Genomic DNA, 13,005 nt, shown 5'->3' on the forward strand with positions numbered 1-13,005 from the left:
GTGGACAATAACGAAAAGGCTTTTATTCCCAAGAACGAAGCAGGTCGTCGTAAGAGACCGTCACGCCTTGTGGTTTTTCGTTAGAGATTTTCGGTTTTGGTGATCCAGGTTGTGCTAACCAGTAAGCTTCGTCACGTGGTTCGTTCAGTTTTGGCCCACATAGAGGTTGCACGTTAGCGCGCTCTAAACGTGCCATGACTTTATCCTGCGCTTCCGCTAGGCCGTTTAAGGCTTCTTGTGGCGTTGCTTCACCGCTGGCCGCTTGAGAAATGTACTGCCACCAAAGCTGAGCTAGCTTAGGATAATCGGGAACGTTGATCCCTGTTGGCGACCATTCTTTACGCGCTGGCCCTTTGTAGAATTCCACCAAACCACCCAATTTAGGCGCTGCTGCGGCCATTTCTGGGGAGTTGATATCAGACTCACGAATGGGCGTTAAGCCGACCAATGTTTTCTGCAAAGAAACCGTTTTTGCGGTGGTGAACTGAGCGTACAACCAAGCCGCTAGACGACGGTCTTCTGGTGTTGAGGTCATGAAGGTCCAAGCGCCTACGTCTTGATAGCCTTTTTTCATGCCTTCTTCCCAGTATGGCCCAACCGGAGACGGTGCCATGCGCCATTTTGGTGTGCCATCTTCGTTAACCACGGCTAAACCGTCTTTGATCATATCGGCGGTAAAAGTGGTGTACCAGAAGATTTGCTGAGCCACGGCGCCTTGTGCTGGCACTGGGCCAGATTCAGAGAAGGTCATGCCTTGTGCTTCTGGTGGCGCATACTTACGCAACCATTCGACGTATTTGGTCGTTGCATATACGGCCGCTGGGCCGTTTGTTGCACCACCACGAGACACGCTAGAACCGACGGGGGAACAGGCGTCTTTGATACGAATGCCCCATTCATCTACGGGTAAACCGTTTGGTGTGCCTTTGTCGCCAGCACCCGCCATAGAGAACCAAGCATCGGTGAAACGCCAGCCTAATGAAGGGTCTTTTTTACCGTAATCCATATGACCATAAATGCGCTTGCCGTCGATGTTTTTCACTTTATCGGTAAAAAACTCGGCAATGTCTTCATAGGCAGACCAGTTAACCGGCACCCCTAGCTCGTAGCCGTAAATGGATTTGAATTTTTCTTTCAAGTCAGGGCGCGCAAACCAGTCAGCGCGGAACCAATAAAGGTTGGCGAACTGCTGAGTTGGTAATTGGTAAAGCTTACCATCTGGGCCTGTGGTGAAATCCAAACCGATAAAGTCGGCAAGATCGAGCGTCGGTGAAGTGAAGTCTTTACCGTCTCCCATCATCATGTCGGAAATTGGTACCACTTTACCGTAACGGAAATGGGTACCGATCAAGTCGGAGTCGTTGACATAGGCATCGTAAATATTACGGCCAGATTGCATTTGCGTTTGCAGTTTTTCAACCACGTCGCCTTCTTGGATCAAGTCATGGTTGACCTTGATGCCCGTGATCTCTTCGAAGGCTTTGGCCAAGACTTGCGATTCGTATTTGTGCGTTGTTAGGGTTTCAGACGCTACATTGATTTCCATGCCACGAAATTTTTTCGCGGCATCGGTGTACCATTGCAATTCATCTAACTGTTGCTGCTTGTTTAGCGTCGAAGCGGTGAACTCTGTGTCTACCCATTTTTTCGCTGCGTCAGAATACGCGTCGGCCCATAAGTTAGCCGAGTGCATCATGACAGCAAAGGGTAAGGCGGCGAGTGCAATTTTTTTCTTATTGTAGTGCATAATTTACCTCAACAAAGTTTAGTGTTTCTGTTTGGTTTTTTTATGTATGGCGTCCGTGCCAGATAATCCATCGTTCCTATCGATTAGGGTCGCTGGCTAGCCCCAGCGCATTAGGATAATCATCCAGAATGCGCATAGGACGGTTGCCACCGTAAGGTTCACATCCGTTAATGCAACGAATGCGAGGTGGATAAAAGCGCTGCTGAGCAGGCCGATGAATAAGCGATCACCGCGTGTCGTGGCGAGTGGCAAAAAGCCACGACGCTCGACAGAAGGTGAGACAATTTGCCAGGTGGTCATACCGACCAAGATCACCGCAATGCCGATAAAAAACAGGGCGGTAGGTAATGTCCAAGACATCCAAGCCATAATAATTCTCCTTACACTCGACCAAGGGCAAAGCCCTTCGCCACATGGTTACGAACGAAATAAATGACCAACATACCCGGTATAATCGTGAGTACACCGGCCGCCGCGAGCAGCCCCCAGTCCATCCCCGACGCCGAGACGGTTCGCGTCATAATGGCGCCGATAGGCTTGGCATCGACCGAGGTTAGGGTGCGTGCCAACAGTAGTTCTACCCAAGAGAACATGAAGCAGAAGAAAGCCGTTACACCAATCCCAGAGCGAATCAAAGGAATGAAGATGCGCACGAAAAATTTCGGAAACGAATAGCCGTCGATATACGCGGTTTCGTCTATTTCACGAGGCACACCGCTCATGAAGCCTTCCAAAATCCACACCGCTAATGGCACGTTGAACAAACAGTGCGCCAAGGCCACGGCAATATGCGTATCGAATAGACCGACTGACGAATACAGCTGGAAGAAAGGCAACAGAAATACCGCTGGTGGTGCCATCCGGTTGGACAACAGCCAGAAAAACATGTGCTTATCGCCAATGAACTTATAGCGACTAAAGGCATAAGCGGCAGGTAAGGCCACCAGTAAGCTGATCACCATGTTCATGGAGACGTAAAATATGGAATTGACGTAGCCCATGTACCAAGTGGCGTCGCTAAAGATCTTGGCGTAGTTCGCTAGCGTGAAGTTCTCGGGGAAGAAGGACAACCCACTCAGAATTTCGGTATTGGTTTTGAACGACATATTGACGAGCCAATAAATAGGCAATAACAGCAAGACAATATACAGGGCTAAACCCAGCCGTCCGCGCAAGTTGGCGTTGCGGATTTTGCGTTCTGCTCGGCTATACACAGGCGCTTGTTCTGTCGTCGCTTTATAAGCGTGTGCTATCGGTTTCGTTGATGATTGAGTCATGATCCGCTCCTACTTGTCTTTTTGCATGTTCATGATGGTGGTGTAGAACACCCAACACACGAGCAAGATGATTAAGAAGTACACCAGAGAGAACGCCGCGGCAGGACCAAGGTCAAACTGTCCAATTGACTGGGTTACTAGCGATTGGCTTAAAAAAGTCGTTGAGCTACCTGGGCCGCCACCGGTGAGTACAAAGGGCTCGGTGTAAATCATAAAAGAATCCATAAAGCGCAATAGCACACCAATAATCAGTACGTTGCTTAATTTAGGCAGTTGGATGTAGCGGAACACGGCCCAGCGAGAAGCTTGATCGATGCGCGCCGCTTGGTAATAGACTTCCGGAATGGCGCGTAAACCTGAATAACACAATAGGGCGATTAAAGGCGTCCAGTGCCAGACGTCCATCAAGACGACGGTTAACCAGGCGTCGGTCGGGTCTGAAGCGTAGTTGTAATCGACACCGATATAACTCATAAAGGCCCCAAACAAACCAATATCAGCACGACCAAAGATTTGCCAAATGGTGCCCACCACGTTCCATGGAATCAGTAGCGGAATGGCGACTAAAATCAAGGCCAACGACGCGCCTCGGCCTTTGGTTGGCATCATCAAGGCGACGCAAATGCCTAAGGGCACTTCAATCGCTAGAATCGTGAAGGAATAGAGAAATTGACGCAGCAAGGCTTCGTGCAAGCGGCTGTCTAGCATGACTTGTTTGAACCATTCTGTGCCAACAAAGTAACGCGTATACGGGTCAAAAATATCCTGCACCGAATAGTTCACTACCGTCATCAAAGGAATGATGGCAGAGAAGGCGACGATGATGAACACCGGTAAAACAAGGAACCACGCCTTGTTGTTTTCGACTTTAGTTTGCATGGTCAATCTCCTTAGCTGTGTCGCCCTCAACAGTGTGATCGGTTAGGTCAACGAGATATTCGTCTACATAAACCTTGGTCCACTGTTCCGGAAAACTCACATAGATTTGCCCAGAGGGGACTTTTTGATCTTCGCTTAGGCGGGCCTTCATCAGTTGGCCGTTAAATATGAAAGATAAAATTTTATAAGTCCCTAAATCTTCGACGTAATCTACGGCGACTGAGAAGGCGTCGTTGTTTTTACCTTCCCAAACATGAACAAATTCAGGGCGAATACCTAGGGTAATCTTCTTTGCGTCCATGGCTTTTAAGCGCGCCAACATGGCGTCGCTGACGGAAATCTCATGCTCACCAAACATCAGCGCGTCTTTTTCGCCTTTCGCTGTTAGTTTGGCGTCAAAAAAGTTCATCCCCGGGCTACCGATAAAGTAACCAACGAAGGTGTGCGCTGGGTTTTCGAATAATTCCCGTGGCGTGCCAAACTGGACGATTTGTCCGTTGTACATGACGGCGATTTTGTCGGCAAAAGTCGAGGCTTCGAGCTGGTCGTGGGTCACATACACCATGGTGATGTTGAATTGCTCATGAATTTGCTTGAGCTTACGACGCAGTTTCCACTTTAATTGTGGGTCGATTACGGTGAGCGGCTCATCAAACAAGATGGCGGACACATTGTCACGGACTAGACCGCGCCCCATGGAGACTTTTTGTTTCTGATCCGCGGATAAGCCTTTGGCTTTGCGTTTCAATTGGTCAGACAGTTCTAGAATTTCGGCGACTTCATAGACTTTCGACTTTACCTTGTATTCTGGTACGCCAATATTGCGCAGTGGAAAAGCCAAATTATCAAACACCGTCATGGTGTCGTAGACCACAGGGAACTGAAAAACCTGCGCGATGTTGCGCTCTTCTGGTTTCAGCTCGTTGACGCGTTTGCCATCGAACAAAACCTCGCCATTGGAGGGTTTTAGTAACCCTGAAATGATATTAAGTAGGGTGGATTTACCACAACCAGATGGGCCCAGTAGAGCAAAGGCGCCGCCTTGTTCCCAAACGTGGGTCATTTCACGAATGGCGTAGTCTTCAGGCTTGGTTGGGTTGTCTGTGTAAGTATGCGCTAAGGCATTTAACGTAATAGCGGCCATGATTATTGATCCCTCATTCGAGCTGGGGAATGCACCATCTTGCCTTGTGCGTCAAAGGCGTAAAGCTTGTGCGTTGGGAAGTAGACCTTAATTTCTTGATCGACTTGGTAGGCGTGAACCCCAGATAAATGCAGCACCAAATCAAAATGCGGATTGTGAACATGCAAGAAGGTTTCAGAGCCACTGATTTCGGCTAGGTCAACGCGTACGGGCAACTCTAAATCATCGTCCGAATGGGGGACTAAGCCGATGTGTGAGGCGCGCACGCCAAACTGATAGTCACCCGGCGCTAGGCTTCGTAAGTCGCTGTTTAAACGAAAATGCACCGTGTCGTCGAAGGTGACTTCTTCTTCACTGACTTTACCGGGCACCACATTAATCGGCGGCTCAGAAAACATTTCAGCGGTGATAATGTCTTTTGGCTGATGGTACACCTCAGCGGTGGGGCCCATTTGCAACAAACGACCTTCGTTTAGCACGGCGGTATTGCCGCCTAGGGCGAGGGCTTCGTTGGGTTCTGTGGTGGCGTAAACCGCGATGCAGTTACGGGCTTTGAACAAGGCGCGTAATTCTTGGCGAAGTTCTTCGCGTAATTTGTAATCGAGGTTAACCAGCGGCTCATCAAACAAAATAATTTGTGAGTCTTTTACCAGCGCTCGCGCCATCGCGGTACGTTGTTGTTGTCCGCCGGACAACTGTAAGGGCAAGCGATCAAGAAAAGGATCGATACGCAGCATTTCGGCGGTTTCGCGGACACGGCGATCGACTTCCTTTGCATCCATCTTTGCTAAACGCAAAGGCGAGGCAATGTTTTCGTAAACAGTAAGGTTGGGGTAATTGATGAACTGTTGGTATACCATGGAAATGTTGCGTTCGCGCACTGGCACACCAGTGACGTCCACCCCATTCATGAGGATTTTTCCTTTGGTTGGACGGTCAAGACCGGCCATGAGGCGCATCAGCGTGGTTTTACCGGACAGCGTGCGCCCAAGTAAAACGTTGAAAGAGCCGGGTTCGAGGGACAAATTGACCTCATCGATCCAGGTTTCACCTTCAACAACGCGCGATACATTCTGCAGCGTTAGAGACATTGTGAGTACCTTTTTTGTTATTGTTTTTTTTTGGTGTCATCGCCTTGATCGATCTTAAAGCTCAAAAACGAACACACCTTGATGATTAAATACAATACAAAAGCTATGCCAGAAATATTTTATAGGCGATTTTTTAATTTAAGGTATTGATAAATATTGTGTTTTTTAAGTTTCGAGTAACGTCGTGGCAATTTTCGTTTTTGAAAAGAGACTGTTCACGAGTGTTCAAAGTGTTTACAGTTATCTAAAACAATGAACATTTCATACACAGTATTGACGTTTGTCATGCCGTGTTGGAGTTGAAAATGCAAGATGAAGAACAACAACAAAAACCAGAAGCGCTTACTGGAACAGAAGCACTCACCGGGTCAGAAGCACTGGCCGGACAGACACACAAAGAGCGAATCCAAGCGTCTTGGTATCGTTGCGAGCAATTTGGCTTAGAGCACGGCAGTCGCCCCGACTTTGCAACTTTGCCCAAGGGGACGTTGGGCGATCTGATCGATCAGCATCGTAGCTTGTTGGAAACCACAGAGAACGAAGTACTGCCGTACTACCAAAATATTCTGAGTAATTCGGCCTGTATGATTGTACTGGCTGACCGCCAAGGTCATGTCTTGAATACGTGGGGGCAGCCGCGCTTTGGCAGTGCGGCGGAGCATGGTTTGATTGGTGGTAATCAATGGAGCGAGATGGGCGCGGGCACCAATGCCATCGGCACAGCATTGATTACCGGCCAAGCCATTCAAGTGGGCCGTGATGAGCATTTTTTACGCGCCAACCGCTTTATGGTGGGTTCGGCGTCGCCTATTTACAACGCGAAAAATGATTTGGTCGGCGTGTTGGACATTTCTTCAGACGCGTATCTGCCGCAGGATCATACTTTTGGTATGGTCAAACTGATGTCGTTGAGCGTGGAAAATAGACTGATATTTTCCGCCTTTCAAAAAGAACATTTCATCCTCAGTTTTAATACCAATGTGTCCAGTTTGGACAGTCATTGGTCGGGTATTCTGGTGCTCGATGAAAACGGCACCATCGTATCGGCGAATCGTCGTGCCGAGGTGGTGTTAGCGCGGGATTTGGCCTTGCTCAATATCAATCAGGTGTTTGATATCGAAATGCGTGAGATCAAGCACCACCCTTTTAGTTTGCCACTGAAACTGATCGCCATGGGACGTTACCAGTTTTATGTCAAAGTGATTCCGCCCGTCCAGCAAATTATGCGTGTGCCTGACTTCCGCCAGCGTGCTGATTATGTCGCGCCTTCCCAACCAGAAGCGATTGTTATGACTGAAAAAAAACCGCCGACAGAAAAAACAACAAAAGCGGAAAATCCACCGTCAATTACCATTCCTGATAACGTCATTCCAATGGCCGAATTGCAGCACGGTGATGAGCGTGTTGAACGCTTAGTACGCCAAGCGCACAAGATCATGGAGAAAGACATTCCTATCCTGATTCATGGCGAAACCGGCGCGGGTAAAGAGATTTTTGTGCGCAGTTTGCACTATCACAGCTCTCGTGCCAAAGAGATGTTAGTGGCGGTAAATTGCGCGGCCATTCCGGCGGAACTGGTTGAGTCTGAACTTTTTGGTTATGAAAAAGGCGCCTTTACGGGAGCGCAAAACCGAGGCTCAATAGGATTGATTCGTCGTGCGCATCGTGGCACCTTATTTTTGGATGAAATCGGTGAAATGCCGATGATGGTGCAATCGCGTTTATTGCGAGTTTTACAAGAAAGAGTGGTGACACCATTGGGTTCGACAGAAGCCTTTCCGGTCGATATCAAACTGATTTCAGCCACCAACCGAATTTTAAAAGACGAAGTAAAAGAAGGGCGTTTTCGCCAAGATTTGTACTATCGAATTTCCGGTTTGAACATCGAATTACCCGCTCTGCGAGAACGAACGGACAAGGCGGCATTGATTCAATATCTCCACGAACGTTTACGCAAAGAAGAGCCGGGGCCGGCCTTATCACCAGACATGCTTGAATTATTAGTGCGACACCCTTGGCCGGGTAACATGCGCCAACTCGTTCATGTATTAAAAGTCGGCATGGCCATGGCCGATGAAGAAACCCTTGAAGAATGGCACTTGCCTGATGACTTCTTTGATGATCTTGATGCGATGGCGGCGCAGACAGAAGAAGCGTCACAAAATCCAAATAGCGAGCAAGATGAGCCGTTGGAAAAACTGATTCCTCGACTCTTAAATGAGTTCAAAGGCAATGTATCGCAGACCGCGAAAACCGCTGGCGTGAGCCGGAATACGGTTTATAAATACGCTAGAGCGAAAGGAAATGATGTCTAAGCTGACAATGTCGTCCCTGTTTTAACCTCTGTGGTTAAAACAGGGATCGGTATACTATCGAACGACTTTTGCCACAGCTTCAATTTCAATTAAAGTCTCTGGTGTTGCCAAAGAGGCGACGCCAATTCCCGTTAATGCTGGGCGTGATGTGCCTAATGTGCTGGCGATAATTGGGACAATATCTGCCATATGGTCAGCCACTTCACCGCGAACATAAACCCGTAGCTGCAAGATATTCTCGACTGAAGAATTTGCTGCTTCGAGCACCGTGATCAAATGTTTTGCCGCATTGGCAGTTTGTGTTTTTATGTCGTGATTATGAGTTTGAAAATCGGTGTCCCAGTCGACTTGCCCTGAAATAAAAACCAATCCCGTATCGGTATCTACCGTGGCTTGTGACATGCCTGTTGCCGTACCATCATACAAAGATGGTGGGTTAATGCGTTTAATGGACATAATGACCTCTACATAGTGTTTAAAGTGACGCTAGGGTAGAGGTGCGTGGGGCGTTTGGCGATAAAGTTAAGCTTGTGACTCATACAAGCTTAACTCTCTTTAATTAGTAAACTTATTTTGGATGCTATCCAGTAACCAGCGAATTAATGGGTCATGTTTTGCGCCTGGGTGATAGGCCGCTACGACTTGATAACCCGGTGGGTATTTTTCTAGCGGAAGTTCAAATAGTCCATCGTACGGTAGTAGTCTCGAAGGAATGAATCCCACCATGTTTGACTGTTTTAAGGTTTCTTTAGCCATATGAAAGGACGGGGCGGATACGGCAACATGACGTGGAAAACCTTGTTGTTCAAACCAAGTATCAGCAGAGCCTATAAAACTTCCAACGCCTGGAGAAACGATGACGAAGTCGTGTTTGGTTAATTGTTCTAGCGATAGGTTATGAGTACGTTCAATGGCTTTATTCGTTGTTACACATAAGTATTTCTCTGTAAATAACGGAGTAGAAATCAATCCTTCGGGAGCATAAACGCTGGTGGTAAAAACAATGTCTATTGAGCCTTGGTGAATTTTTTTGGTTAGGTTGACGTGTTCGATATTGGTAACGATCACTTTAACTTTAGGTGCGTACTGTCTAAGTTCTCTAATTAGCTCGGTGACGATCACTTCTTGCGTGTAGTCTGTTGCACAGATGACCAGTGTTCTTGCTATTTCCTGTGGTGAAAAGGTATTGGCCAAAGGAATGTTATGTATTTGGATCAGTATTTGTTGAATGTGTGGCTCAATCTCCTTGGCGTAGGTCGTTGGCATCATCCCGTGGCCCGTTCGTACAAAGAGTGGGTCTTCAAGAATGGCTCTTATCTTTTTTAATTGAAGACTGATCGCCTGTTGAGAAACGCTAAGATGCTCCGCCGCCGCTGAAATATTGCCGAACTGATAAAGAGCGCTTAATGTTCTAAGGTGATGTATTTCAAGTTTATCTATCATGCATGTCTCGTTGACTATTAGTGGTCTAGATAGGTATAGATGTTATTAATAGCCGTTAAATGGTAGTTTTCAAGACTCTTTCTATTTAAAACACTCTGGAGTGAATGGCATGTTGCGTCAATGTTTCTTAGGAATTGTCTGTGTTTTATCATTGGCTTCTTGCAGCCTTCATTCTATTCAAGATGAACAAACTCGGCAGGCTAGTGTTAGTTTGCCGTTACTACATGGCTGGCATGATGACAAAGAAGTTCTCTACATTACTACAGATGTGTCAGATCAAGCTGTAGCAAAAGCCAAAAATGCCAATTATGCTCCTCGTTTGCGTGATGCTGTGCCTCAGTATCCGAAACCGCCCCAAGTCAAAACCGTACTAGAGCGTGTGTATGCTTTCCCCAATAAAGAGCAAGCGCGCAGTGTGTTTGCGTCTGTCCCCGAGCCACTGGGGTTTAAAAGTCAAAATACCCATTATTCGCCGCTTTGGCTGATGTACGTCGTGGTGTGGAAAGACCCAAGCAAGGCAAAAGAGCTGAGGTCTGAAGAAGCGATTTTGACTGCAGAAGATCAAGGTTTGGTTACCATTGAACGAACCGATATTGTGCTCAATTGCCCTGTCATTCCGTTTCCTCTTGTTGATTAGCGCCCGATAAAATAACGCTCTACTTAGGGCGTTATTGTCTGCCAACAGCCTCTCTTGCTCTTGATTGAGAACTCCTACCCCAGAGGTGTGTCTATTTTCTTTGTATGAATAATATTCACAATAATTAAATTTAATTCATTTTTGTTCATGATTGTGATTGCGTATAACTGTACTCACATAGTCACTAGGCTGATCGCCATCAATCAAAAACTGGCAAGTGAGAACAAGGAATAGATCCCTATTTCACTTCAGAAAATAGGATACCAGATCATCATGAATAACGATTTTACCTTTACCATTAAGCGCATTGGCTTCGATGAAAATTATCATCCATCAGACAATACGCGCATAACTACTAACTTTGCCAATTTGGCTAGGGGAGAGAGACGACAGGAGAATTTACGCGACGCGCTAAGGATGATTAACAATCGTTTTAATGCCTTGGCGCATTGGGATAACACAAAGGGAGATCGTTATTCTGTTGAACTTGAAATCGTTTCGGTCGATGTCGATATTGAAGGAAAGGGTCAGACCTTCCCAACCATTGAAATCCTGAAGACGAATATTTTTGATCACCAAGCTGAACAGCGTATCGAGGGCATTGTCGGAAACAATTTCTCTTCTTATGTACGCGACTATGACTTCAGCGTCCTCCTACCAAACCATAACAAAGACCAAACGGAATTTAGCATTCCTGATAATTTTGGCGACCTGCATGGCAAACTCTTTAAAAGCTTCGTGAAGTCAGACAGTTTCAAAAAGAACTTTTCTAAGCCACCTGTTATTTGTCTGAGTGTGTCAGACAACAAAACGTATCAGCGAACAGGAAATCAGCATCCAGTATTGGGCGTTGAATATCAGCCAAATAGTACTTCTTTGACCGAGCAATACTTTCAAAAGATGGGCTTACAGGTTCGATACTTCATGCCAGCCAACAGCGCTGCACCGTTAGCGTTTTATTTTGTAGGAGATTTGCTGAACGATTACAGCAATCTTGAGCTGATTGGCACCATCAGCACAATGGAAACCTTCCAGAAAATCTACCGACCAGAAATTTACAATGCTAACGCGGTTGCAGGAAAGCGTTATCAACCGAACTTAAAAAACCTCGATCACTCTATCACGCAAATTGTTTATGACCGTGAAGAGCGCAATCAATTGGCGAGTGAACAAGGCAGATTTGCTGAGCAGCATTTCATAAAGCCATACCAAAGGGTACTTGAGCAGTGGTCTGCTCATTGCGCATAAACGCGATTTTTGATGATTATTTTCCAACATGAAATTGAATAGACGGTCCTCTTTATTATGAAAACAGACAGTGAAAAAACAGTGACTAAAAACACACTCCTGCCCACGTCAACGGCAGGCAGCTTGCCTAAACCTTCTTGGCTTGCAGAGCCAGAAACCCTTTGGTCTCCTTGGAAATTGCAAGGTGATCAACTCATTGATGGCAAACAGGATGCCTTGCGTATCTCACTGCAAGAGCAACAGCAAGCGGGTATTGATATTGTTAGTGACGGTGAGCAAACGCGCCAACATTTCGTTACCACCTTTATTGAGCACCTCAGCGGCGTTGATTTTGAGAATCGTAAGACGGTGAGAATTCGTGACCGCTATGATGCGAGCGTTCCTACGGTGGTCGGCCCTGTTAGTCGTATTAAGCCTGTTTTTCTTGAAGAGGCTAAGTTTTTACGTCAGCAAACCAAGCAACCGATTAAATGGGCGTTGCCAGGCCCAATGACCATGATCGACACGCTCTATGATGACCATTACAAAAGTCGTGAAAAACTCGCCTGGGAATTCGCCAAAATTCTCAACCAAGAAGCCAAAGAGTTAGAAGCGGCGGGTGTGGATATCATCCAATTTGATGAACCGGCCTTTAACGTATTTTTTGATGATGTGAATGAGTGGGGCATTGCCTGTTTGGAAAGAGCTATTGAAGGGCTTAAATGCGAAACTGCGGTGCATATTTGCTATGGCTATGGCATCAAGGCCAATACCGATTGGAAAAAGACACTTGGATCTGAATGGCGACAATATGAAGAAGCCTTTCCTAAGCTGCAAAAATCCAGCATCGATATTATTTCGCTTGAATGCCATAACTCTCATGTACCCATGGAGCTGCTTGAGCTGATTCGCGGAAAAAAAGTCATGGTCGGCGCGATTGACGTGGCAACCGATACCATAGAGACACCAGAGGAAGTCGCCAACACCTTACGCAAAGCCCTGCAGTTTGTTGATGCTGACAAGCTCTATCCTTGCACTAACTGTGGCATGGCGCCGCTGCCTCGTGCAGTGGCAAGAGGTAAACTAAATGCCTTAACGGCAGGTGCAGACATCATTCGAAAAGAGTTGGCTTTGTCGTTGAATTAATTGGCCTCAAGCGTAAAAAGTCCCGTTTCAAATTTATAGATCGAGACGGGTTTTTTCTAGCTTTCTGAATTTGCTGTGTTAGTAATAAAGCGATTAAAG

12 protein-coding genes are annotated in these 13,005 nt (G+C 46.7%); 4 read left to right on the top strand and 8 right to left on the bottom strand.

The annotated features are described in order from the left end of the window. Nucleotides 1–22: 22 nt before the first annotated feature. The 6 genes from J8N69_RS09495 to J8N69_RS09520 form a co-directional block, all read right to left on the bottom strand. Nucleotides 23–1,747: an ABC transporter substrate-binding protein gene (locus J8N69_RS09495; RefSeq protein ID WP_168824051.1), complete on the bottom strand. Its 1,725-nt coding sequence runs from the start codon at nucleotides 1,745–1,747 to the stop codon at nucleotides 23–25. Between the two features lie 96 nt (nucleotides 1,748–1,843). Then, nucleotides 1,844–2,116: a DUF2160 domain-containing protein gene (locus J8N69_RS09500; RefSeq protein WP_168824053.1), complete on the bottom strand. Its 273-nt coding sequence runs from the start codon at nucleotides 2,114–2,116 to the stop codon at nucleotides 1,844–1,846. A gap of 11 nt (nucleotides 2,117–2,127) precedes the next feature. Further along, nucleotides 2,128–3,024, bottom strand: coding sequence for a carbohydrate ABC transporter permease (locus tag J8N69_RS09505; RefSeq protein WP_227803859.1), 897 nt, complete (start codon nucleotides 3,022–3,024; stop codon nucleotides 2,128–2,130). A 9-nt stretch (nucleotides 3,025–3,033) separates the two neighbouring features. Continuing rightward, nucleotides 3,034–3,903 (bottom strand): carbohydrate ABC transporter permease, encoded by an 870-nt coding sequence (locus tag J8N69_RS09510; RefSeq protein WP_168824055.1) that lies wholly within the window; start codon nucleotides 3,901–3,903, stop codon nucleotides 3,034–3,036. After that, the gene (locus J8N69_RS09515) at nucleotides 3,893–5,047 is read right to left on the bottom strand and encodes an ABC transporter ATP-binding protein (protein ID WP_168824056.1); all 1,155 of its coding nucleotides are present in this window, start codon (nucleotides 5,045–5,047) and stop codon (nucleotides 3,893–3,895) included. The genes J8N69_RS09510 and J8N69_RS09515 overlap by 11 nt, the downstream gene beginning before the upstream one ends. Nucleotides 5,048–5,049: 2 nt before the next feature. Then, a complete protein-coding gene (locus J8N69_RS09520) occupies nucleotides 5,050–6,138 on the bottom strand; it encodes an ABC transporter ATP-binding protein (RefSeq protein WP_168824058.1) in 1,089 nt (362 codons plus the stop codon). 305 nt (nucleotides 6,139–6,443) lie between these two features. Between J8N69_RS09520 and J8N69_RS09525 the strand changes: the two genes are divergently transcribed. Beyond that, entirely contained in the window at nucleotides 6,444–8,453 is a 2,010-nt protein-coding gene (locus tag J8N69_RS09525; RefSeq protein WP_168824060.1) for a sigma-54-dependent Fis family transcriptional regulator, read from the top strand. Between the two features lie 54 nt (nucleotides 8,454–8,507). Here the strand turns inward: J8N69_RS09525 and J8N69_RS09530 are convergent, their stop codons facing one another. Then, nucleotides 8,508–8,909: a RidA family protein gene (locus tag J8N69_RS09530; RefSeq protein WP_168824062.1), complete on the bottom strand. Its 402-nt coding sequence runs from the start codon at nucleotides 8,907–8,909 to the stop codon at nucleotides 8,508–8,510. A 99-nt stretch (nucleotides 8,910–9,008) separates the two neighbouring features. Next, nucleotides 9,009–9,896, bottom strand: a complete 888-nt coding sequence (locus tag J8N69_RS09535) for a LysR family transcriptional regulator (protein ID WP_168824063.1) — start codon at nucleotides 9,894–9,896, stop codon at nucleotides 9,009–9,011. Between the two features lie 109 nt (nucleotides 9,897–10,005). Here J8N69_RS09535 and J8N69_RS09540 point away from each other — a divergent pair, with 109 nt between their 5' ends. From J8N69_RS09540 to J8N69_RS09550, 3 genes are all read left to right on the top strand, one after another. Then, nucleotides 10,006–10,533: a DUF7482 domain-containing protein gene (locus tag J8N69_RS09540; RefSeq protein ID WP_168824065.1), complete on the top strand. Its 528-nt coding sequence runs from the start codon at nucleotides 10,006–10,008 to the stop codon at nucleotides 10,531–10,533. Nucleotides 10,534–10,806: 273 nt separating this feature from the next. Beyond that, nucleotides 10,807–11,781: a DUF1852 domain-containing protein gene (locus tag J8N69_RS09545; RefSeq protein WP_168824067.1), complete on the top strand. Its 975-nt coding sequence runs from the start codon at nucleotides 10,807–10,809 to the stop codon at nucleotides 11,779–11,781. A gap of 57 nt (nucleotides 11,782–11,838) precedes the next feature. After that, nucleotides 11,839–12,906, top strand: a complete 1,068-nt coding sequence (locus J8N69_RS09550) for a methionine synthase (protein WP_168824069.1) — start codon at nucleotides 11,839–11,841, stop codon at nucleotides 12,904–12,906. Nucleotides 12,907–13,005: the final 99 nt, after the last annotated feature.

Source organism: Marinomonas profundi, assembly GCF_020694005.1.
In the GTDB taxonomy this organism is placed as follows: Bacteria; Pseudomonadota; Gammaproteobacteria; order Pseudomonadales; family Marinomonadaceae; genus Marinomonas; species Marinomonas profundi.

Excerpts from the sequence above, each read along its gene's own strand:
- J8N69_RS09495 (WP_168824051.1), bottom strand. The coding sequence starts at position 1,747 with ATGCACTACAATAAGAAAAAAATTGCACTCGCCGCCTTACCCTTTGCT.
- J8N69_RS09500 (WP_168824053.1), bottom strand. The coding sequence starts at position 2,116 with ATGGCTTGGATGTCTTGGACATTACCTACCGCCCTGTTTTTTATCGGC.
- J8N69_RS09505 (WP_227803859.1), bottom strand. The coding sequence starts at position 3,024 with ATGACTCAATCATCAACGAAACCGATAGCACACGCTTATAAAGCGACG.
- J8N69_RS09510 (WP_168824055.1), bottom strand. The coding sequence starts at position 3,903 with ATGCAAACTAAAGTCGAAAACAACAAGGCGTGGTTCCTTGTTTTACCG.
- J8N69_RS09515 (WP_168824056.1), bottom strand. The coding sequence starts at position 5,047 with ATGGCCGCTATTACGTTAAATGCCTTAGCGCATACTTACACAGACAAC.
- J8N69_RS09520 (WP_168824058.1), bottom strand. The coding sequence starts at position 6,138 with ATGTCTCTAACGCTGCAGAATGTATCGCGCGTTGTTGAAGGTGAAACC.
- J8N69_RS09525 (WP_168824060.1), top strand. The coding sequence starts at position 6,444 with ATGCAAGATGAAGAACAACAACAAAAACCAGAAGCGCTTACTGGAACA.
- J8N69_RS09530 (WP_168824062.1), bottom strand. The coding sequence starts at position 8,909 with ATGTCCATTAAACGCATTAACCCACCATCTTTGTATGATGGTACGGCA.
- J8N69_RS09535 (WP_168824063.1), bottom strand. The coding sequence starts at position 9,896 with ATGATAGATAAACTTGAAATACATCACCTTAGAACATTAAGCGCTCTT.
- J8N69_RS09540 (WP_168824065.1), top strand. The coding sequence starts at position 10,006 with ATGTTGCGTCAATGTTTCTTAGGAATTGTCTGTGTTTTATCATTGGCT.
- J8N69_RS09545 (WP_168824067.1), top strand. The coding sequence starts at position 10,807 with ATGAATAACGATTTTACCTTTACCATTAAGCGCATTGGCTTCGATGAA.
- J8N69_RS09550 (WP_168824069.1), top strand. The coding sequence starts at position 11,839 with ATGAAAACAGACAGTGAAAAAACAGTGACTAAAAACACACTCCTGCCC.